Here is a 22,702-nt window from a genome sequence, read left to right as displayed (position 1 = left end):
ATACTCTATTATCTAAAATCTTATATCTAATATCTAGACACAAAAAAAGGTTCCAATCTTTCGATTGAAACCTTAAATAGTAGCGGGGACCAGACTCGAACTGATGACCTTCGGGTTATGAGCCCGACGAGCTACCAACTGCTCCACCCCGCAATATATTTTTGAATGTCTTTGGATTAAGCCTCGCGCTTAATCCGTTTAGTAGCGGGGACCAGACTCGAACTGATGACCTTCGGGTTATGAGCCCGACGAGCTACCAACTGCTCCACCCCGCAATATATTTTATGAAATCTGACCTCGTTGCGTCGTAGATGCAGATTATATTATCTCCGAATTGGAGCACAAAGATATTATTTGTTTCTTTGTAAAACAAATAAAAAAGAAAATAATGTCGCATAAAGCTGGATTCGTAAGTATAATAGGAAAACCTAACGCGGGTAAATCTACCCTAATGAACGCGTTAGTGGGAGAAAAGATGTCAATCATCACGCCGAAGGCACAAACTACCAGACACCGAATTATCGGAATTGTCAATGATGAAGACCATCAAATCGTCTTTTCAGATACTCCGGGTGTTATCAAACCGAACTATTCCTTACAAGAATCGATGATGAATTTCGTTATGGGATCCATTATTGACGCCGACATTCTTTTATTTGTTACAGACATCAATGAGAAATACGATGAAAACGACGTTTTAGAAAAACTTCGTAATACCAGCTCGCCGGTTGCAGTTGTCATCAACAAAGTGGATAAATCTTCAGAAGAAGAAGTAAAAGCGAAGATCGAATTCTGGAAAGAGAAAATCAATCCCGATGTTATCTTCCCAATTTCCGCTTTATTAGGTTATAACGTAGAATCCGTTATGGCATACATCAAAGAGAAATTACCGGAGCATGCGGCTTATTACGAAAAAGATGAGTTGACCGACAAATCTATGCGCTTCTTCGTATCGGAGATCATTCGTGAGAAAGTATTCAAATTATACGACAAAGAAATTCCATATAGTACAGAGGTCATTATCACTTCCTTTAAGGAAGAGCCAAAGATTACGCGCATTGCAGCAGAGATTATTGTAGAGCGCGATTCTCAGAAAAACATTATTATCGGTAAAGCCGGAGCGATGATCAAAAAGGTAGGAACTTATGCCCGCCAGGATATTGAAGAATTTATCGGCGGAAAAGTATTCTTAGAAATGTTCGTCAAAGTGTTACCAGATTGGCGAAGTAAGAAAAACTACTTAAAACGTTTCGGATACGACGATTAAGTTATTCGCAATACGCGAACTTAAACTAAACATAGAACCTATGGTTCCTGAACAGCAGCTTCTAAGTCGCTAAGCTTTTTCTTAGCCCGCTTAGGAGCTTCTTTTTGTCCCGACAGCTTATTCCATATATTTCTGGATTCTTTCGTTAGAAGCGGCGAAACGATCGATAAGATCAATACATAGACTACGACGAAGGATTGTATAACCGGCAACAGCTTGCCTGCCTTACCGATGTTTGCCATAATAATGGAAAACTCACCTCGTGCCGAAAGGGTAAATCCAATATCCACCGAATTCTTCGGCTTTAAGTTCGAGAACCTTGTCGCAAAATAACCCGACGCCACATTACCGATAATCGTAATCAAGGCTGCAAAGGCTGCCCAGCCTACTGCTCCGCCTAGGGAATACATATCAATAGAAAGCCCGAAACTAAAGAAGAACATGGCCCCAAAGAAATCCTTAAATGGCAAAACCATTCCCTCAATCTTTTTTAGATACTTGGAGTCTGCAAATACCAATCCCGCCATTAAAGCCCCAATAGCTTCAGCGACGTGGATAGTCTCCGAAAAGCCTGCAATAGTAAATAGCAAACTGAAAATAATCAGAATGAATAGCTCGGAAGACTTCTCCTGTAGTATCTTATCAATAAAAGGAATCAGTTTTCGACCCAGAATGAGGAAGGTCAGTATAAAACCTAGCGCCAACAATGAGGTACCCGCGACTGCCCAAAATGAGCTACTTCCCGTGAGGATCAAACCAGATAGGAACGAGATATGCATCGCGATGAATAAATCGTCGAACATGATCATCCCCATGATCACTTCCGTTTCCGGATTGGCGGTACGTTTCAGATCCGTCAATACCTTCGCCACGATAGCGGTAGAAGAACTGGTCATGATACCACATAGCACCATGGTCTCTTTAAAAGGCAGATCCATCATCCAGCCTACCAAAAGGCCCGATACAAAGTTTAAGGCTACATAAAAGCTTCCCCCCGCAACGATGGATTTCCCAGACTTGATCAATCGGCCAACCGAAAACTCCAAGCCTAAGTAAAACAGCAAGAACAAGACCCCTAGCCTACCCATAAAGTCGATGAAGGGCTTACTTTCGGTAAAAGTAAAGAACTTCCATACGGAGTTGACAGCTTGGGTAAATCCCTCGTTTCCAATGCTCGCTAGCCCATCAGCAACAAACCCCGGGTAGGATTCATTGCCCAGAACCATACCTATTACGATAAAAAAGGGAATAACTGAAAAACGAAGTCTGTTGGCAAGCAAGCCAACCAAGGCTACCAGTAGAACGGCAATTCCAATTTCAATAATAATAGTATTAGGCATAGGCGAATATTACAGAAGGATTTCTTTTAAAAGTTTGATATTTTTTAGCTTACCAGCGATTACTAGTGTCGCTCCAGGTTGGATAACATAGTCTGGACCTGGGTTAATAATGGTTTCATCCTCGCGAATAGCGGCGATGATTGATGCTCCGGTACGCTGTCTAACTTCCAGCTCTCCGATGCTCTTGTTGACTCCATCATTCGATGACCCTACTTTATACCATTCAATACGTAAATCGTCTAAAGCAACTTCAATGGTTTCTAGCGCTTTCGGTTTGTAGGACAAGCCGCCTAAAATACCGGCTACCTGTCTAGATTCTTCATCGGACAAAGTCATTACACAATGGGTTTCGTTGTCTTCATCTTCGTGGCGGTATAACTCGCGACGACCATCGTCATGAATAACAACAACCATATTGTCACCAGCTTCGGTTTCAATTTGATATTTTTTCCCAATGCCTATTAGATCACTTTCTCTAACTATCGACATGTTAACTTTCTATTTAAAATAAAACTTAAGAATATTAAAACTCGGCTCTACCAAATATAAGGATTCTCCTTTTATTTCGTGGCATCGACGATCTTGTAAGTACCATCTTCGCGTTGCTCCGGGCGACCGATCGCAATGCTTTTCGAGTGGTAGAACATGAAAACCCAGCCTTCTGGTGCTCCAGCAGCCCAGTATTCTTCCCGTAGTTGCTTCGCACGACGACCATCGTAGTCATACTTCGCAATAAAATTACGGAAAATCTCCTCAGGCTCCGGCAATTCATCCCCACCGAAGAAAAAGTGCTCATCAGCAGTTCCGATGTGAAACACTTGGTGAAACTCCGAGTGACCACCCGACAGTTCATAACGGATCTCATCGTTCAAGCGACCATCACCATTGACAAACAATAAGTTTCCGCTACGCTGTAACACTTCAAAAACATCGGTACGGTAAGAAGGTGACTCGGTGCTGAAAGCGGCTTCCCACTCCTGCTCTTGAATCACATATTCGGCATTCGGGAAAGCGACACGCTTAGAACCGTCTTTAAAATCAACCATCCCATTGGCATGATCCTTATGCAGGTGCGACATCAATACATAACGTACATCCTCAATATCAAATCCCAACTTTTTAATGTTCGCATGAATCATCAATTCATCGTCCTCCGTGCGACGGCCCAGCCCCGTATCTAACAAAACCAAACCTCCCTTTGTCTCTACCAAAAAGGGATGAACATGGATAAACAAAGAGCCCGGACGATCCTTCGGATCATCTTTTTTCGGATCAAACGGAATGAATTTCTTGGATTTATCTACAGAATAAGAGCCCTCGTAAAGGGAATATGCTCTAACCATATCTATTTATTTGTTTACTTGCGAGTTAAGTAAGTGTGCCCATATATAGCCCCGCTCCAATTAGGTTAGTAGCGCTATAAAATGTATATTTACACGTTAAAATTAATGCAAAGATATGCAAAAAAGGTGGGTGCTGAAACCAAAAAAAGATGTCGGGAAGATTAATAAACTGAGGGATGAGTTGGGCGTCAATAGTATTATTGCAGAGTTATTATTAAATCGCGACGTTGAAACTTTTGAGCAGGCACGCATTTTTTTTAGACCTTCTTTAGACTATCTGCACGATCCATTTCTGATGAAAGGAATGGATGTTGCCATTGCTCGAATCGAAAAAGCAATCGGCAATAACGAAAAGATCTTGATTTACGGTGACTATGACGTGGACGGTACAACAGCCGTTGCGGTAGTCTATAGTTTTTTCCGCGATTTCCATTCTAGAATCGAGTATTATATCCCCGACCGTTACAAAGAAGGTTACGGAATTTCTACAGCCGGAATCGATTATGCCCACGAGAACGGATTCTCACTAATCATTGCATTAGACTGCGGTATCAAGGCCAACGATAAGATTGCTTATGCAAATTCCAAGAATATCGACTTTATCATCGGCGACCATCACCTACCGGGTGATGAACTCCCGGATGCAGTCGCAGTTCTTGACCCGAAGCGTTCCGATTGTCCATATCCCTACAAAGAACTTTCAGGCTGCGGTATTGGATTCAAGATTATACAAGCCTTTATCAAGCAGAATAGCATGGATATGGAGCTTGCTTATCAATATTTGGATCTAGTAGCGGTCAGTATCGCTTCTGATATTGTTCCTATCACGGGTGAAAACCGCATTCTTGCACACTTTGGTTTAATTAAGCTCAACGGCAATGCAAGCTGCGGACTTCAAGCATTAATCAACCTATCATCGCACAAAACCGGACAGTTCTCCGTAAATGATATCGTTTTTCAGATCGGCCCTCGCATCAACGCGGCCGGACGAATTGACCACGCTAAAGACGCGGTACAGCTATTGATCGCCAAATCCCTGTCCGATGCCAAGGAGTTTTCTGTCAATATAGACGATCAAAATAATGTCCGTAAGGATTTCGACCTGCGCATTACGGAAGAAGCCTTATCCCTGTTGGATAATGATGTATTGCAGCACAGCAAGAAAACAACCGTACTGTATAAATCCGATTGGCATAAAGGCGTAATCGGCATTGTCGCGTCGCGCCTGACGGAACGCTACTACCGTCCCACGATTATCCTGACGGAAACCAACGGACATATTGCCGGATCGGCACGTTCAGTAATAGGTTTTGACTTATACGAAGCCTTGAGCGAATGCAGCGATCTATTGGACCAATATGGTGGGCATAAATATGCTGCCGGCCTCACCATGCAACATAGTAACGTCGCCCTCTTCCAGGAGCGTTTTGAAGAGGTTGTCAGCAAAACAATCAAACCGGAGATGTTGCAACAGGAGGTTTTGATAGAAAAAGACATCAACCTCATAGACATCGACAGTAAATTCTACCGTATATTAAAACAGTTTGAGCCCTTTGGCCCGCAAAATGAAGCGCCAATTTTCATGACTAAACGCGTAACGGCGGCAGGAACGGCTTATATCGTCGGTTCTACGCATCTTAAATTCAGCGTGAAGCAGGAAGATTCCTATGCTTTCGAGTGTATAGGATTCGGACTCGGCGATCATGTCAATGCGATCAACGAAGGAAAGCGATTCGATATATGCTATAGCATAGAGGAAAATAACTGGCGCGGCAAGAAGAATTTGCAATTAAATATTAAAGCAATTCGATTTTAAAAATATCTTTGCAAGGAAAGGTTAAGCCCATGATTCTTAAAGCAGAACATCTAATCAAGAAATATAAACAACGTACTGTTGTTAACGACGTATCATTTCATGTGGAACAAGGAGAGATTGTAGGATTGCTCGGCCCGAATGGTGCCGGTAAAACGACCTCTTTCTATATGATCGTAGGATTGATTAAGCCTAATGAAGGCAACGTCTATTTAGATGATCTGGAAATTACGGCAGATCCCATGTATCGTCGCGCACAACGCGGAATCGGTTATCTTGCACAGGAAGCCTCTGTTTTTAGGAAGCTATCCGTAGAAAATAATATTCTTTCGGTTCTTGAAATCCATTACCCGAATAAAGCAGAACGTAAAGAAAAATTGGAAGAGCTATTAACGGAATTTAGTTTGCACCGCGTTCGCAAGAACCGAGGCGATTTATTGTCCGGAGGTGAAAGACGCCGTACAGAAATTGCTCGTGCGCTCGCTGCAAACCCACACTTTATTCTTTTAGATGAACCCTTTGCCGGGGTAGACCCTATTGCGGTAGAGGAGATCCAAACCATCGTTGCCAAACTTAAAACGCGCAACATCGGAATCCTAATCACCGACCACAACGTACAGGAAACTTTATCCATTACCGATCGTGCATACTTGTTGACTGAAGGAAAGATCATGCTGACTGGAACGCCAGAGGAAATTGCCAATAATGAGCTTGCACGTAAGTTTTATCTAGGTCGACATTTTGAATTAAGACGTAAAAAGTTTTAAATTTAGGTTTTTACATATCATATGGCCTTACTAAATTCTCTCTTTACGTGGATCATGAAAAAGCGAATGCACCAAATCGACCTTTTCATGAAGTATCCACACGACGTACAAGAAGAGTGGTTCCAAAGTCTTATATCTGCAGCTGAAGCAACCGAATGGGGCAAAAAATATGACTACAATAGCATACTGACTCCCGAGCAATATAAAGAAAGAGTACCCATCCAAGATTATGATAGCTTAAAGGGCTATATCGATCGGATGATCAAAGGCGAACAAAACATTCTCTGGCCATCGGATATCAAATGGTTTGCAAAATCCTCGGGCACAACAGCCGACCGTAGCAAGTTTATTCCCGTTAGTATCGAAGCCCTCGAAGAATGCCACTACCAGGGCGGTAAAGACATGCTTTCCATCTACTGCCACAATAAGCCCGAAAATAAAGTATTCACAGGGAAATCAGTCGTGATCGGCGGTTCATCGCAGATCAACAACTTCAGCCCTGACTCCTATTACGGCGATTTATCGTCCATCCTGATTCGTAACCTTCCCTTTTGGGCAGAGTTCAAAAGAACGCCTAATATTGAGGTAACCTTGAACCCTAATTTCGAGGAAAAGATCGAGCAGATTTGCCAGATCACTTTAAAAGAAAACGTAACGAGCCTCGCTGGTGTTCCGACCTGGAACATGGTCATGGCCAATCGAATATTAGAAATAACAGGCAAGGACAACCTCTTGGAAGTTTGGCCTAACCTAGAATTCTATAGCCATGGCGGCGTTAGCTTTAAACCATACCGTGAACAATTCAAAAAACTAATTCCAACGGACAACATGTACTATCTGGAGAATTACAATGCTTCAGAAGGCTATTTTGGACTACAGGATCGCTCCGACTCGGATGATCTACTGCTGATGCTGGACTATGGAATCTACTATGAATTTCTACCGATGGAGAACCTTCAGGAAGAGCATCCAAAAACCTTGGGTCTGCATGAAGTCGAAATTGGAAAGAACTATGCCTTAATCATTACCACCAATGCAGGGTTATGGCGCTACAAAATCGGAGACACGATTAAGTTCACTTCCCTATCGCCATACCGTTTCCAGATCTCTGGACGTACAAAACAATATATCAATACCTTTGGCGAGGAAGTTATTGTCGATAATGCCGATCATGCATTGGAAGCGGCCTGTAAAGCAACCGAAGCAAGCATCAAAGACTACACTGCCGGGCCAGTCTATTTTAAAGACAAAGGCGCCGGGGCCCATGAATGGGTTATCGAATTCGATAAACAACCACAAGACTTCAACAGATTTTGCGAAATACTAGACCAAACACTTCGCGAAATCAATTCTGACTACGATGCAAAACGCTATAAAAATATGGCGCTCTCTGCACCGATTATACACAATGCTCCAGCAGACACCTTCTATCAATGGATGAAATCTAGAGGGAAATTAGGTGGACAGAACAAGGTTCCGCGCTTGGCAAACAGTAGAGAATACTTGGACCCAATCTTAAAGCTCCTTTCTTAATATACACTTCTATTTTAATGTTATTTCTAATCGGCTATACAGACAAGGTTGTGGTATATACCTGCGTGCAGTCAAACTTAAATCATAGACATTTCATAAACCAATCATAGCCCATTCCGAGCGGCTCTGATTGGGTTTTACATTGGGTTTGAAAGGGCTTTGAAAGGGGTTTGAAAGGGGTTTAAGCAGAACAAGACTGCTTTCACTATAGATAGACCCACGAACGATAGCTATACTCCCTTGCATACAGGAAGACTGCGCTATTGTAAATCAAAAATATTGAGGTATAAGCAGGATGACAAAGGGCATTTAGAAATGCTCAATAAGTCATAATATTCTGGATTTGACACTCGGAGAACGTCAATTTGGAAAAGCCTTTTTGAGGAATGTGACCCTTATGGGCGGATAGCAGTTTTATACAAGAATACGATAAAACCGATGATGAACTTAAAAACGCCGACTTCTTTGGTCTCTGGCGTATTGATATTTACTAATTCTCTTTCCATAAGTTATTTCTTTGGTTGACTTAAAAACTGATTGACAAGTTGTAGTACGCTAATCTGAATCGGAATAAAGCATTAGGCTATTTGATTCCTTCAAAGTCAACCACATCATCAATAAACTTCTACGACTTGCTTCAATATTTAAATTAAGAATCTGTAGACAGCTTGCCACAAATTCATTGACCTATATACAATAACAATACCGAGAACTAGAATCCTTGCCAACAATGGTATTAACTGATATCCCGATTTTTTCACTATAGCAAACAGTAGACAGTATTGCATAGGAAAACATACAGATTGTAAAAAAAGAGATATAAAGCATAATATTATATGTTGAAACACATAATATTACGTTAACAATAGCTATGTTTTGAAGGTCTTGATGCTAATAAATTTTAGCGGGTTATAAAGCTTAGGTTTTATTTTTTTGCTAACTTGCGGGCATAAAAACAATCAATTGATATGAGCGCGACAGAACAAATCTCAATTCGCGTAGAGCCAACAAAAACATCAAGACTCTCGCAAGTAGATTTCAACAACTTAAAATTTGGACAGATCATGTCGGACCATATGCTGGTCGCTAATTATGAGAACGGACAATGGACAGACGTAGCTATCGTCCCTTACGGCGATTTGACATTGAGCCCTTCGATGTCTGCACTACATTATGGACAGGCAATTTTTGAGGGAATTAAAGGTTACAAATTTGCAGATGGTACGGTTAGTATCTTCCGTCCGGATAAAAACTGGGAGCGTTTTAACAAATCAGCAGCTCGTTTACAGATGCCGGAAGTTCCGGAAGAGATCTTCATGGATGGTTTGACGAAGTTATTGGATGTTGACCGTGAATGGATCCCATCTATCGAAGGTACTGCCTTATATATCCGTCCGTTTATGTTTGCGACAGAAGCAGCCTTAGGCGTACACCCATCAATCTCTTATAAGTTTATTATCATCACTTGTCCGGTTGGTGCTTACTATAGCAAACCAATCAGTCTGAAAGTGGAGACACATTATACACGTGCTGCCGAAGGTGGTGTCGGTTTCTCGAAAAACGCAGGTAACTATGCGCTATCTTTATACCCAACGCAATTGGCAAACAACGAAGGCTATGACCAAATTATGTGGACTGATGCCAACGAACATAAATACATTGAGGAGGCAGGTACGGCAAACTTAATCTTCCGTATTGGTGATACGATTATTACGCCACATGGTGACACGATCTTACATGGTGTTACGCGTCGTACGATCATGGAATTGGCAGAAGAGTGGGGCTACAAAGCTGAACAACGCAAAGTATCTGTTCAAGAGTTAATTGACGGTATCAAAGCAGGAACAGTAACGGAAGCTTTCGCAGCAGGAACTGCCGCTACGATTACACATATTGACCGTATAGGATTTGAAGGACAGGACTATACGCTTCCTCCTGTTGAAGGTAGAGAGTTCTCGTTAAAAGTACTTTTTTACTTGAACGATTTACGCTACGGAAAGAGGGAAGATACCCATGGCTGGAACTTAATTGTAAAGTAATTTACCATAGTCATAAAGAATTTTAACAAAGGGGCTTTTTTCTTGAAAAAAAGCCCCTTTGTTATTTTTATTGAACTTGCCTAATCAAATTCTAATTTGCTTAAAATCAGTAACATACAACTTTAAAACCGATCCGAAAAGCATTGCACGCATCCAAAAATTGCCTCTTGGACCAACGTATCACTAGTTACAATTTTAAACCGATAGTTTCTTGACAAATTCCTCATAGTATATAAAATTACATCGTTTTCGTAGATTACTCAAACGATTGCGTTGCATTTCTACATGCAACCTGACGCTTTTTTCATCACATTCGCATCGATAACCAATAGGTACATCTATCATAAATATTAATACATCGAATCATGCGAATTTTCTTTACAAATTCCAGGATGAAGTGGATACCCCATGTTATAGCCTAGCATTTTTGAGTTCCCTTCCCTCCTATGCCGAAACAAAAACGATCGGTCATAGTCCAATCGCGGAATCGCCGCTGTTTTTAAATGATTCCTACCTGGGTCGCTTCCAAGAAGAGGTCAAGGGTAAGATTGTCGACGAACAGGGCACTCCTATTTCAGGAGCCACAATCCGCGAGAAAAACACGAATCAGTCAACACAAAGTGCGGAAGATGGTACATTTACGCTTCAAGTGTCATCACACAGTTCTATTCTAGTCGTTAGCTCGATTGGTTTTGGACAAAAAGAGGTTCCAGCGATGGAAGCTTCATCCATTAGCTTACAGGCAGCAGAAGATCAGATTGAGGAAGTTGTAGTCGTGGGTTTCGGGACGCAGAAGAAAGTAAATCTAACCGGTGCGATTGCGCATGTTGGTAAAGAGGCTTTCGAGAACCGTCCGGTTGCCAATATTGGTCAAGCCTTACAGGGCTTAGTTCCCAACTTAAACATCAGCTTCGGAAATGGAGCGCCAAATACGACGCCAGGTTTTAACTTACGTGGTGGAACGTCGATGGCTTATAATGCAAACACAAAAGAATTCGAAACGGTTAATGGTGACCCTTTAGTCATTATTGACGGTGTTGAAAATACGACTGCTGCTTTGAATCAGCTGAATCCGAATGATATCAGAGACATGTCGTTCATCAAAGATGCTTCCGCAAGTGCTATCGCGGATACCATCCCATAATCGTGGGGATTTCATTTTTACCGCTTGCTTCACACAGGTAACTCCCTGAGGGCTGATCTTCACGGGCTGCTTTTCGGTCTGAACGAGCTTGCCATCATAATCTCTGATTTCTACCCATAGCTCCACCTGTTGTGCTGTCTTCTCTTTGGTCTCCAGTTTGCGGAAACTTCGATATCAGCATTCTTTGCAGACACATTCTGCTGGCGAATCTGTATGCCTGGAGCTGCACGGTCTGTAACTAAAAAACTGGTCTTATTCGTCGTGATTAAATGCACCGGCATGTAAATCCCACCATATACCGGAAATAAGAACTGATTGATCGGAATGATATCTTTGCGAGAGCCGTTATCTGCAATAACAGTGATGGTATTAGGTTTATCATAGTTCACCGAATTAGTGATCTCGTAAGTGAACATGCTGTATCCACCTTTATGTTCTCCAATAAAATTATCGTTGATATATAATTTAGCGATCGCTCCAACGCCTTCGAACTTAATGAACGTGCGTTTATCTTTGGATGCAGGATCAACTGAAAAGGTTTTGGTATAGACTGCTTTGCCTTCAAAGAAGTTTCGGTCGGTTTGCATATCCGTACGGTTGTAGGTATGGGGAAGCGTCACGTCCTCCCAAACCTCAAGCTTCGTCCATTGGCTCTGACTTTCGAAGTATTTCTGACCATTCTCAAAATCAGTAAAGAATGTTGAGTTATTTGCTTTATAGAACTTCCAATCGTCGTTAAACGACTGTACTACACGAGATTGGGCGATACATTGATTACCTAGTAAGAGTGCAGCTGCTACCGCAAACAGGCTAGTAAATTTGTTCATAGATTATTTGGGTTATAATCTTCTAAAATAAACATTTAATTGAGCCTAAAGGAATTCAATCGATTGCACAATCTACGAAATCGTTTTTCACTTAACGTTTTATACTATCGTGTAAAGAATTTTAACAATAGACAAGCGAAGTTTAGTTCTTTTGATTGTTTGAAAATAGGCGTTGGGCGGAATTCAACAAAGAATGATGAGACTGGATGCTGTCAATTGGGAGATTCTCCTAAGACTTATCTGTTCGTTTTGCTATCAATAAATTGGATAATATCTTCCCGTTGATGGGGTTCAAACCAAGTAGTGTCGCCATATTTTTTGAACCAGGTTATCTGTCGCTTGGCATAGCGTCGAGAGTTTTGCTTAATACTATCGACGGCTTGCTCTAAGGTGATTTTGCCATCCAAATAATCAAAGAGCTCAGCATATCCAACCGTGAGCAGAGCGGGTTTATTACGATAAGGAATAAGGTTCTTCACCTCTTCTAATAATCCTTCTTGCATCATCAGATCTACACGTTTGTTGATCCTGTCGTACAGCAATGCTCTGTCGGTGTTTAATCCCACAGTTATAATATTGAAATCGCGTTTGCTCTTTTGATTTTTCTGATAATAGGAAATTGGTTTTCCCGTAGCCTCATAGACTTCTAAGGCACGAACGACACGTTGCGGATTATCATGATCCATTTGATCATAGTTATCTGGATCTATTGCACGCAGGCGATCTTGCAGTGCAGGTAGGCCATCCTGCTCTAAAGCAGCATTCAAAGCTTCCCTGATCTCGTCCGGAGCTTTAGGAAGATCATCCAATCCTTCGCATAATGCTCTGACAAATAAGCCTGAGCCTCCGACTACGACAACTTTATCCGTATGCAGGAAGAGCTTGTCCACCTGCATAAGCGCTTCTCTTTCGAAGTCGCCCGCCGAGTAATCATCCGAGATAGAACGCGAATTGATAAAATAATGTGGTGCCTCATGAAGTTCTTGAGCGGAAGGCTTGGCTGTGCCGATACTCATCTCTGAATAGAATTGTCTTGAATCAGCTGAAATAATGGATGTTTGATAATGCTTTGCTAAAGCAATAGCCATTGCTGTTTTACCAACAGCCGTAGGACCAACAACAACAATCAGGGATTTAGGAAACTCCATGCTTTAATGGGGGTATATATATGTTTCTACTTCAACATCCACAGGAACGAAAGTTCTTGATGGCATGGAATACAAACACTATTAGAAAAAATAAGGAACTAGCAGCTAAAGATTAAAGTCGCTAGTTCCTCAAGTAGATCTTTATTTTATTATCGACTAATAATCGTCGCTCATGCCTTTTTCGCTTTGTCCGTCTTCCTCTCCACCCTCTTCTTCATCATCGAACATATCGTAGTCATCCTCCTCATCTACACCATATTCTTCACCGGATTCATCTACATAATCGTCATCATCATCGTCGTCAGCACCTGCTACAGGGAAATTCGCAGCAGTTATGTTCTTAGGAACTTCACCAACAGATTTAAAGATTGCCGGATAGGTTTTACCGTCTTCCTCTTTCAGGATTTTGATTAGTTCCACATGGAAATCGTAAGGGCGGTCAAAATTATAGATATAATAGAATTTCTGATGCGGATCGTCGATGAACTTGCTCATTTTGATAAGTTCCATCTCCAATACGCCGGCGGCTTTCTTACGGTCATTCGGTTGATAAGCGATTTCCGTTCCTTTTTTCCATTGATCATTACTCACATAGAATGAAGATGAACGCTCTACGTCGTAACCTGTAGCGGTATGTATTGCCTGATGTAATTCTAGGAATGTGCTCTTCGAAGGCATATCTATCTCCCTATATACATCCTCATAATCCTCAAAGGTTACTCTAAATCTATAAATTGCCATTTCTTATATAAAGTTGTCTGTGGTTTAAATTCAACCGCTAAAGTTAATAATTTTTTTGCTTTTACGCTTTTTCTACTTGCTGTAGCCCTAAGCTTACGCCCTTCTCAATCATAAACGCAAAAGCAGCGTCTCTCGTATTTGAGATCTCACCTTCAAGGATGGCTTCACGGATGGCATTTTTAATCATACCGACATGTCTGCCTGGCCCGATATTAAAGGTCTTCATGATGTCGTCGCCATCGACTGGTGGCTGCCAATTACGTAGATGATCTCGCTCCTCCACATCTTTTAACTTTTGCTTCACCAGTTTGAAGTTCTCCCTATACTTCTTCTTCTTGAACTCGTTCTTCGTCGTTACATCCGCATGGCAAAGCATCATCAGCGCATCGATATCATCGCCCGCCTCAAACAAAAGTCTTCTAACGGCTGAATCCGTTACGATATCCTTTGCTAATACAATAGGACGTAAATGAAGCAGCACTAACTTCTGAACAAACTTCATCTTCTCGTTCAACGGAAGCTTCAACTCGGCGAAAAGCTTAGGTACCATCTTCGCACCCTTGTCTTCATGTCCATGGAAGGTCCATCCGCTTTTCTTGTCAAAACGCTTTGTAGCAGGTTTAGCAATGTCATGCATAATAGCCGCCCAGCGAAGCCACAAGTCGTTTGACAGCTCTGCTACATTGTCCAGCACTTCTAAGGTATGATAGAAATTGTCCTTATGTCCCTTGCCATCAATGTATTCAACGCCATGCAATTGCTGCATCGCAGGAAATATATGCTCCAGCAAACCGGTATCAAATAAATACTTAAAGCCAATAGATGGTTTGTCTGAAAGGATAATTTTATTTAGCTCGTCGGCAATACGTTCTTTAGAGATGATCTTAATGCGTTCCACTTGCTCATGAATAGCATTCAAGGCAACAGCGTCAATCTTAAAGTTCAATTGAGTCGCAAAGCGGATCGCACGCATCATCCTTAAAGGATCATCTGAGAAGGTAATCCCGGGTTCTAATGGCGTGCGGATAATGCGGTTCGCAATATCTTCTTGTCCTTGGAAAGGATCAACGAGTTCGCCATAGCTAGCCTCATTCAAGGAGAAAGCCATCGCATTGATGGTGAAGTCGCGACGATTCTGGTCATCGGCCAAGGTACCATCCTCCACAATAGGCTTTCTGGATTCCGATCGGTACGACTCTTTACGAGCTCCCACGAATTCCACCTGAAGGCCTTGATACATCAACATAGCCGTGCCAAAGGATTTAAAAACTGCCACCTTCGTATGCAGTCTCTCGCCCAGGGCCGTAGCAAACTCAATACCACTCCCCAGCACCAATATATCGACATCATCTTTGAAGGGACGCCCCATCAATCTATCCCGCACATAGCCACCAATGACATAGCAAGCAACATGTAGCTCCTCGGCAAAATCTTTGATAATGGGAAATATGGGATGTGTTAAATCTTCACTCATAGCAACAAAGTGCAAAAGTAAGGAAAAATAAAAGAAAATGCTTATTGCGATAAGCAGGAAACAACGATCTCTTAATCTCTATCTTTCGATAATCGACGGAAAGAAAGTGGATTCTCCGTTAATACAGCCTGTTCTCTACGGCGATTAACGATATGTACAGCTTCAAACATCGCTTCAACAAAAGAAGTATGCGACGCAAGATTCTGTCCAGCAATATCATAACCTGTTCCGTGATCCGGAGAGGTACGAACGACTGGCAATCCAGCTGTAAAGTTAATTCCCGTTCTGGAAGCGATATGCTTAAATGGAATAAGACCTTGGTCATGGTACATCGCTAATACCGCATCAAACTTCGTATAAGCATCTGCCGCAAAGAAGCCATCTGCCGGATAAGGTCCAAAGCAGAAAATACCTTCTTCATTCGCTTTTTCAATAGCAGGTCGGATGATCTCCAGGTCTTCCGTTCCGATCAGTCCGTCATCTCCAGCATGTGGGTTCAGGCCTAGAACTGCAATCTTCGGTTTCTGAATCCAGAAGTCTGCTTTTAAACTATCATTCATCATGCGTAGCTTATGCAAGATGCTGTCTACAGTAATTGCGGCAGCAACATCCTTGACTGGAATATGCCCGGTCACCACACCTACGCGAAGATCTTCACTCACCATAAACATCAAAACATCCTTGGCCTCAAACGCGGCCTGCAGATACTCGGTATGCCCTGGAAAATTGAAACCTTCTTGCTGAATATTATGCTTATTGATAGGAGCTGTTACTAAAGCATCGATCAAGCCCGCCTTTAAATCCTCCGTCGCTCTTTGCAAGGAAAGGAACGCGTATTTACCGCCGATCTCATTCTGTTCGCCTAAGGTGATCTTCACATCCTCTTGCCAACAGTTGATCATATTCGGACGCTTAGCATTCGCCTGATCCGCAGAGTTAATGACATTAAAGCTAAAGTCGTTCACTCCGATTGCTTTACGGTGAAAAGAAGCAACTTTCGTATTTCCATAAACAATCGGCGTAAAGAAGTCCAGAATGCGATTATCCAGCAAAGACTTAATAATCACCTCTAAACCAATCCCATTAATATCACCTATTGAAATACCAATTTTTAACTTTTCACTCATCGTAATAGCTCTTTAGTATGTCAAAAATAACAAAAAAACCTAAAAGAGCAGTTTCTAATCCTATTTAAATACTTATTTGTAACCTAACACAGTAGCCGACATAAAATAGTATCTTTGTTGATAAATTTACAGTATGAGTTCAGTACGCGCAAAGAAACACCTAGGTCAACACTTTCTAAATGATAAGAATGCAGCCCAACGCATTGTGGATGCTCTAACACCGAGTTTAGGCTTTAAACAGGTGTTGGAAGTAGGACCAGGAATGGGCGTACTATCCGATTTCTTGCTGCAGAACGAGCAATACGAAACTTTCTTAATCGATGTCGATGATGAATCCATCGAATTCCTTGCCGATAAATACCCGCAACTAGGCGAGCGATTGATCCATGGGGACTTCCTGGAACTAGATTTCAGCAAGTATTTCGATGAAAAGATGGCGGTTATTGGAAACTTCCCTTACAATATCTCTTCACAGATCTTATTCAAGATATTGGAAGAACGCAATCGCGTTGTCGAGATGGTCGGTATGTTTCAAAAAGAAGTCGCCGAACGTTGCGTAGCAAAGCCGGGCAACAAAGAATACGGTATACTTTCCGTATTCCTGCAAGCGTATTACGATGTCTCCTACCTCTTCACGGTCAAAGCTGGCGCTTTTAATCCGCCGCCTAAAGTACTATCGGGTGTTATGCGCATGGTTAGAAACAATCGCGAAACCTTGGACTGCGATGAGAAGCTATTCTGGCGTGTCGTAAAAGCAGGCTTTAACCAGCGTCGCAAAACCTTGAGGAATGCCCTATCCGCTGTTGTACCGAAAGACAAAATGAGCGATAATCCACTATATGAGCTTCGTGCGGAGCGACTAAGCGTTGCTGATTTTGAGTTGCTAACAAACGAGATCTCGAATACCAAATGATATGATAACAAAAAGTGAGTTTGCGATCGTAGGAGGAGGAGTCGCCGGCTTAACCGCTGGTATTGCACTCGAACAACTGGGGCGCGACTTCAGCCTTTTGGAACAAACCAAAGAAGTAAAGGGAATAGGTGCCGGCTTCGGATTAGCCGCCAACGCCATGCGAGCCTTGGAAATATTAGGCCTACGCCCCGAAGTAGAGAAAATAGGCTATTACCTCGGGTCCTTTGCCATTTTAGATCAACACGGAGTTATCCTCGTCAATCCCAATACCAGCACGCTTTCTGATAAGTATAAACAGCAGAACTTCGCCATACATCGAGCCGATCTTCATTTCTTTCTAATGAGCAAACTGCAACCCGAACGTTTGCAGCTCGGGAAGCAAGCCATCGAGCTAGAACAAAAATCCGATAGTATCCTATTATCCTTTGCCGACGGCAGCAAGCACGAATGCAAATACCTTATCATTGCCGATGGCGTGAAGTCGCCACTTCGTCAACAGCTAGTCCCTTCTTCTACCCCTCGATATGCCGGGTACAGTTGCTGGCGTGCAACGATCGACAACAGTGAAATCCAGCTGAGCTTAGGCACGGAGACGTGGGGGAAAGACGGTAGATTCGGGATGACACCGCTCGTAAATAACCGCATCTATTGGTATGCATGTATCAATGGGCCGCGCAATCATCCTGAATTTAGCAAATACCGCGTGGCGGATCTGCAAAGGCAATTTGCAGAGTACCACCATCCTATTCCAACCCTCCTTGCAAATACACGCGATGAAGACCTCATATGGAGCGACATCATCGATATAGCTCCGCTGAAAAACCTCGCCTATGGCCATATCTTGCTGATAGGCGATGCTGGACACGCCACGACCCCAAACATGGGACAAGGCGCCTGCCAAGCCTTAGAGGATGTCGTTGTGCTACAAGACGAATTGAAAAAGAAAACCGATGTTGTTGCGGCCTTCAAGTCCTTTGAACACAGAAGGCTGGCACGAACGAAATATATTACCGACACCTCCAAGATGATCGGACAGGTGTCGCAGTGGGAAAATCCGATCATGATCAGTGTCCGAAACACGATGATGAAAATGCTGCCCGCCAAAGCAAATCAAAAAGCCCTAGAGAAGCTTTTTAAACAAGATTTCATGACTCTTAACACCTAATTACAAATGAATATTCTAATCGTCGATGACCTTCATGAAGTCTTCTTAGAAAAATTAGACCAAGCAAAGATTCCTTATAACTATCAACCTGATATTACCCGCGAAGAAGCCGAGCAACTGATTCCCGAATACGAGGGATTAGTCATCCGCTCAAAGTTTCAGGTAGACGCTGATTTTATCGACCTAGGCAGCAGGCTCAAGCTTATTGGCCGCGCCGGAGCCGGGATGGATAATATCGACGAAGCATATGCCGGCAGCAAAGGCATCGCTTTGTTCAGTGCCAACGACGGCAATAAGGATGCTGTAGGTGAGCACATGATCGGTATGTTACTATCATTAATGAATAACTTCCGCCGTGGCGACCAGGAAGTTCGTTCGGAAAAATGGTTGCGTGAAGAAAATCGTGGATATGAACTCAAAGGACGTACAGTCGCGATCATAGGATACGGCCATAACGGACAGGCCATGGCAAAGAAACTATCCGGCTTTGAAGTCAATGTCATTGCCTACGATAAATACAAAACGGGCTTCTCCGACCAGTATGCCCGCGAGGTCTCTATGGAGGAAGTGGTTAAATTGGCCGATGTCCTGAGCTTCCACATCCCCTTAACAAGAGAAACAAAAGGCATGGTTGACGAGGAATACTTGTTCCATTTCCGTAAGCCAATCTTCTTCCTCATGGGAGCACGTGGTGGCATAGCACAGATACCGGCGGTATTGAAATATTTAGATCAAGGCAAAATATTAGGAGCTGCATTCGACGTATTGCCGATTGAAAAATTCCCCTCTCTTGCCGAACAAGCTTGGTATAAAGATCTTATCAGCCGAGACAATGTATTGTTAAGTCCGCATGTCGCAGGCTGGACATTCGAAAGCTATTACAAGCTATCAAGCGTCTTGGCAGAAAAAATGATCGCTTACATCAAAAAGTAAGCGATCCTATAATAATTAAAAGATTTAATCTCCACTCATTTGAAAAGGAGTATTTTTGTATTACAAAAATTCCTACAACATCAAACAATTTTTACAATTAAAAGCTAGGACAGGCGAAACAGAAAAACCAAAAACCATTGCACAATAAGTGCTAAATCCAATAAGTAGACCGTATGATAGTTGCGTTTACTTGTAAAAATAACAGATTTCATTAGCACCAATATCAGCAGCGTGGTAAGTAACATTCCTGCTTTTACCGGGATGCTATAGGGCGAAAAAGCGATCAAAAATAAGTGTGCAATCCCAAGAATATAGGCTAGATTAATGGCCGCGGGCTCTCCTAACATCGTAGGCACTGTCTTTAGATTATAATGGGTATCCTGCTCCATATCGCGAATATCAAATGGCAGGGTGCAGATCAGTAGGAACAGTATTTTCACCAAGCCCAAATAATTCGCCATAAACCAATCGATGGTCGCTCCTTCTACGTAAAGCTCGACGACGGGCAAGCCGACACTACTGAGCGACCACACCAATGCAATGTAGAAGAGCTTGAGCCCTGGTACCGAACGCAGGCCGCGCCGCTGTCCATTGATCCGAAGAAACGGAACTGCATAAGCCATACTGACCAGGCCGACAAAGGCTAAGTAATAAAAGGTATAAGGATGGATTTGAAAAAGAGCATAAATAAGTAAGAGAACAGCCAATATACTATTCAACCACAATAACCACTCATACTTAAATACCCATCGTGTTCTTAGATATGGCGATTGCTGAGGGTTCGCCGGTTTCGAAAGATATAAACTCAGGTTATAGAGCAAGAGTGTAGTGGTTCCTTCTATCCATAGAATAGCCGGGTTAATATCGAAGTCCAGCACGTAATACGTCAGCGCGCATTGAGCCACCGCAGCAAGGGCAATCAAAAGATTGCTGTGGACGAAAAAATGATATGTCGCTCGGATGTATTTCAATGCTCTTTCTTGCAAACAATTGACAATGCTGCTTTGATTCGCGAACACAAAAATTAGCAAATCTTCACAAAAATCGCTAGATTAGTGCTAAAGAGGTATTATTTTTTCGTTTTTAATAACAATTTGACCGAAAATAATAAAACCTTCTATAAAGATAATGTAGACCTATAATATTTTTTTATTAAAAATGAGTTTTCAAATTAAATCTTTTGAGGCGTATCAAGATGCCTATAAGAAGAGTGTAGAACAACCTGAAGCATTCTGGGCAGAGATTGCCGACAATTTCTTTTGGAAGAGAAAATGGACGAATGTTCTTGACTGGAATTTCAATGAGCCAAAGATCAAATGGTTCGAAGGTGGAAAATTAAACATCACCGAGAACTGTTTAGATCGTCATATCTATTTGAACGGCGATAAGCCTGCTATTATTTGGGAACCTAACGACCCGAACGAAGCACACCGTATATTATCTTACAAGCAATTGCTACAGAAGGTAGAGCAGTTTGCGAATGTACTGAAGAACAACAACATCCGCAAAGGTGATCGTGTATGTATCTACTTACCGATGGTTCCTGAGCTTGTTATTGCTGTCCTTGCTTGTGCACGTATCGGCGCCATCCATTCGGTGGTATTCGGTGGATTCTCCGCACAGTCAATCGCCGACCGTATCAACGACGCGGAATGTAAATTGGTGATCACTGCAGATGGCGGTTTCCGTGGCAAGAAAGTGTTGGAACTGAAAACTATCGTAGATGACGCATTGATGCAATGCAAGTCTGTAGAAAAAGTAATCGTATTGACTCGCTCACGCACGCCTATCTCCATGATTAAAGGACGTGATGTATGGTGGGAAGATGAAATCAAAAAAGTAGAAACGCAAGGCAATCCTGCTTGTCCGGCAGAAGAAATGGATGCAGAGGATGTATTGTTCATTCTTTACACATCTGGATCGACCGGAAAACCAAAAGGTGTGGTGCATACGACTGCAGGATATATGGTCTATACCGGCTATACTTTTGCTAATACATTCCAGTACCAACCGGGCGAAGTTTATTTCTGTACAGCAGATATCGGATGGATCACCGGTCATAGCTACATTGTCTACGGTCCATTATCACAAGGAGCAACTTCATTAATGTTTGAAGGTATTCCGACCTTCCCTGACGCTGGTCGCTACTGGGATATCGTCGATAAGCATAAAGTAAATATTATTTATACCGCACCAACTGCCCTACGTTCGTTAATGGCATTTGGTGACGAGTATGTAGAAAATAAAGACCTTTCTTCGCTGCGTGTCTTAGGATCCGTTGGTGAGCCTATCAACCAAGAAGCGTGGGAATGGTATCATAATAAAGTCGGCAAAGGTAAATGTCCGATTGCCGATACTTGGTGGCAAACGGAGAATGGCGGTCACTTGATCACTCCTATCGCAGGTATTACCCCTGAAATTCCAGGTTATGCAATGTTGCCATTGCCGGGAGTACAACCTACCTTGATGGATGAAAACGGTGAAGAAATTCAAGGCAATGATGTGTCGGGTAACTTATGTATCAAGTTCCCATGGCCAGGTATGCTACGCACCACTTGGGGAGACCACGAGCGTTGTAAACAGACTTATTTCTCAACCTACGAGAATATGTACTTCACCGGGGATGGCTGTTACCGCAGCCCGGAAGGTTATTACCGCATTACCGGCCGTGTGGATGATGTATTGAACGTATCAGGACACCGTATTGGTACTGCAGAAGTTGAAAACGCCATCAACATGCACGCCGACGTAGTAGAATCAGCAATCGTAGGCTACCCGCACCCTGTTAAAGGACAAGGCATCTACGCTTACGTCATCGCGAACCACCATATCGACGCCGAAAAAACACGTCAAGATATCTTACAGACCGTTCAACGTATTATCGGAGCGATCGCAAAACCAGATATCATCCAATTCGTGCAAGACTTACCAAAAACAAGATCCGGTAAGATTATGCGCCGAATCCTTAGAAAAATCGCCGAAGGCGAATTGAACAACCTCGGAGATACATCGACCCTACAAGATCCAACCGTAGTGGACGCGATTATCAAAGGAGCAGAAGAATTCAGATCGCAATCGTAAGTAAAAACTACGAAGAGATACAGCAGGAGGCTGTCTAAAAAGGTCTC

Annotated in this window: 19 protein-coding genes and 2 tRNA genes; 10 read left to right on the top strand and 11 right to left on the bottom strand. The window is 42.5% G+C overall.

Features of this window, described 5'->3' with window-relative positions:
* Nucleotides 1-80: 80 nt before the first annotated feature.
* Together B2400_RS02765 and B2400_RS02760 are read right to left on the bottom strand one after the other, a co-directional pair.
* Nucleotides 81-153, bottom strand: a tRNA-Met gene (locus B2400_RS02765).
* Nucleotides 154-202: 49 nt separating this feature from the next.
* Nucleotides 203-275: transfer RNA gene (locus B2400_RS02760), tRNA-Met, on the bottom strand.
* A 113-nt stretch (nt 276-388) separates the two neighbouring features.
* Here B2400_RS02760 and era point away from each other — a divergent pair.
* Nucleotides 389-1,267 carry a GTPase Era gene (gene era / locus B2400_RS02755; RefSeq protein WP_149527121.1) on the top strand — a complete coding sequence of 293 codons (879 nt, stop codon included), beginning with the start codon at nt 389-391 and terminating at the stop codon, nt 1,265-1,267.
* Between the two features lie 38 nt (nt 1,268-1,305).
* Here era and B2400_RS02750 read toward each other — a convergent pair whose 3' ends face one another.
* The 3 genes from B2400_RS02750 to B2400_RS02740 all read right to left on the bottom strand — a co-directional run bounded on the left by B2400_RS02750 (nt 1,306) and on the right by B2400_RS02740 (nt 3,950).
* The gene (locus B2400_RS02750) at nt 1,306-2,607 is read right to left on the bottom strand and encodes a cation:proton antiporter (protein WP_286651068.1); all 1,302 of its coding nucleotides are present in this window, start codon (nt 2,605-2,607) and stop codon (nt 1,306-1,308) included.
* Nucleotides 2,608-2,616: 9 nt separating this feature from the next.
* Complete coding sequence (locus B2400_RS02745) at nt 2,617-3,096, bottom strand: cation:proton antiporter regulatory subunit (protein WP_293930630.1); 480 nt, start codon at nt 3,094-3,096, stop codon at nt 2,617-2,619.
* A gap of 71 nt (nt 3,097-3,167) precedes the next feature.
* On the bottom strand, nt 3,168-3,950 hold the full coding sequence (locus B2400_RS02740; protein ID WP_149527124.1) for an MBL fold metallo-hydrolase: 783 nt from the start codon (nt 3,948-3,950) through the stop codon (nt 3,168-3,170).
* 115 nt (nt 3,951-4,065) lie between these two features.
* Here B2400_RS02740 and recJ point away from each other — a divergent pair, with 115 nt between their 5' ends.
* The 5 genes from recJ to B2400_RS02715 all read left to right on the top strand — a co-directional run bounded on the left by recJ (nt 4,066) and on the right by B2400_RS02715 (nt 11,246).
* Entirely contained in the window at nt 4,066-5,766 is a 1,701-nt protein-coding gene (gene recJ, locus B2400_RS02735) for a single-stranded-DNA-specific exonuclease RecJ (protein ID WP_293930627.1), read from the top strand.
* A 29-nt stretch (nt 5,767-5,795) separates the two neighbouring features.
* A complete protein-coding gene (gene lptB, locus B2400_RS02730; RefSeq protein WP_149527126.1) occupies nt 5,796-6,530 on the top strand; it encodes an LPS export ABC transporter ATP-binding protein in 735 nt (244 codons plus the stop codon).
* A 21-nt stretch (nt 6,531-6,551) separates the two neighbouring features.
* Nucleotides 6,552-8,063 (top strand): GH3 auxin-responsive promoter family protein, encoded by a 1,512-nt coding sequence (locus tag B2400_RS02725; RefSeq protein ID WP_260040572.1) that lies wholly within the window; start codon nt 6,552-6,554, stop codon nt 8,061-8,063.
* A gap of 968 nt (nt 8,064-9,031) precedes the next feature.
* Entirely contained in the window at nt 9,032-10,102 is a 1,071-nt protein-coding gene (locus B2400_RS02720) for a branched-chain amino acid aminotransferase (RefSeq protein WP_293930623.1), read from the top strand.
* 427 nt (nt 10,103-10,529) lie between these two features.
* Nucleotides 10,530-11,246 (top strand): TonB-dependent receptor plug domain-containing protein, encoded by a 717-nt coding sequence (locus tag B2400_RS02715; protein WP_293930621.1) that lies wholly within the window; start codon nt 10,530-10,532, stop codon nt 11,244-11,246.
* Between the two features lie 110 nt (nt 11,247-11,356).
* Here B2400_RS02715 and B2400_RS02710 read toward each other — a convergent pair whose 3' ends face one another.
* From B2400_RS02710 to pdxA, 5 genes are all read right to left on the bottom strand, one after another.
* Nucleotides 11,357-12,073, bottom strand: coding sequence for a sugar-binding domain-containing protein (locus B2400_RS02710; protein ID WP_293930619.1), 717 nt, complete (start codon nt 12,071-12,073; stop codon nt 11,357-11,359).
* Nucleotides 12,074-12,309: 236 nt separating this feature from the next.
* Nucleotides 12,310-13,221: a tRNA (adenosine(37)-N6)-dimethylallyltransferase MiaA gene (gene miaA / locus B2400_RS02705; protein WP_293930617.1), complete on the bottom strand. Its 912-nt coding sequence runs from the start codon at nt 13,219-13,221 to the stop codon at nt 12,310-12,312.
* 156 nt (nt 13,222-13,377) lie between these two features.
* Entirely contained in the window at nt 13,378-13,962 is a 585-nt protein-coding gene (locus B2400_RS02700; RefSeq protein WP_293930615.1) for an IS1096 element passenger TnpR family protein, read from the bottom strand.
* Nucleotides 13,963-14,023: 61 nt separating this feature from the next.
* The gene (locus B2400_RS02695; RefSeq protein WP_293930613.1) at nt 14,024-15,436 is read right to left on the bottom strand and encodes a CCA tRNA nucleotidyltransferase; all 1,413 of its coding nucleotides are present in this window, start codon (nt 15,434-15,436) and stop codon (nt 14,024-14,026) included.
* A gap of 71 nt (nt 15,437-15,507) precedes the next feature.
* A complete protein-coding gene (gene pdxA, locus B2400_RS02690) occupies nt 15,508-16,563 on the bottom strand; it encodes a 4-hydroxythreonine-4-phosphate dehydrogenase PdxA (RefSeq protein WP_149527137.1) in 1,056 nt (351 codons plus the stop codon).
* Nucleotides 16,564-16,696: 133 nt separating this feature from the next.
* Between pdxA and rsmA the strand changes: the two genes are divergently transcribed.
* From rsmA to B2400_RS02675, 3 genes are read left to right on the top strand one after another with little or no spacing between them, the layout of a single operon-like run.
* Entirely contained in the window at nt 16,697-17,476 is a 780-nt protein-coding gene (rsmA, locus tag B2400_RS02685) for a 16S rRNA (adenine(1518)-N(6)/adenine(1519)-N(6))-dimethyltransferase RsmA (protein WP_149527138.1), read from the top strand.
* A gap of 1 nt (nt 17,477) precedes the next feature.
* Nucleotides 17,478-18,641, top strand: a complete 1,164-nt coding sequence (locus B2400_RS02680) for an FAD-dependent monooxygenase (protein ID WP_293930612.1) — start codon at nt 17,478-17,480, stop codon at nt 18,639-18,641.
* A gap of 6 nt (nt 18,642-18,647) precedes the next feature.
* The gene (locus tag B2400_RS02675; protein WP_260040584.1) at nt 18,648-19,574 is read left to right on the top strand and encodes an NAD(P)-dependent oxidoreductase; all 927 of its coding nucleotides are present in this window, start codon (nt 18,648-18,650) and stop codon (nt 19,572-19,574) included.
* Between the two features lie 104 nt (nt 19,575-19,678).
* Here B2400_RS02675 and B2400_RS02670 read toward each other — a convergent pair whose 3' ends face one another.
* Nucleotides 19,679-20,593, bottom strand: coding sequence for a hypothetical protein (locus B2400_RS02670; RefSeq protein WP_293930611.1), 915 nt, complete (start codon nt 20,591-20,593; stop codon nt 19,679-19,681).
* Between the two features lie 139 nt (nt 20,594-20,732).
* Between B2400_RS02670 and acs the strand changes: the two genes are divergently transcribed.
* Nucleotides 20,733-22,655 (top strand): acetate--CoA ligase, encoded by a 1,923-nt coding sequence (gene acs / locus B2400_RS02665; protein ID WP_149527145.1) that lies wholly within the window; start codon nt 20,733-20,735, stop codon nt 22,653-22,655.
* Nucleotides 22,656-22,702 lie beyond the last annotated feature (47 nt).

The sequence above is a fragment of the Sphingobacterium sp. UBA6645 genome, from assembly GCF_002455685.1.
Taxonomy (GTDB): Bacteria; Bacteroidota; Bacteroidia; order Sphingobacteriales; family Sphingobacteriaceae; genus Sphingobacterium; species Sphingobacterium hotanense.
This window is presented reverse-complemented; position numbering and strand designations above follow the sequence as displayed.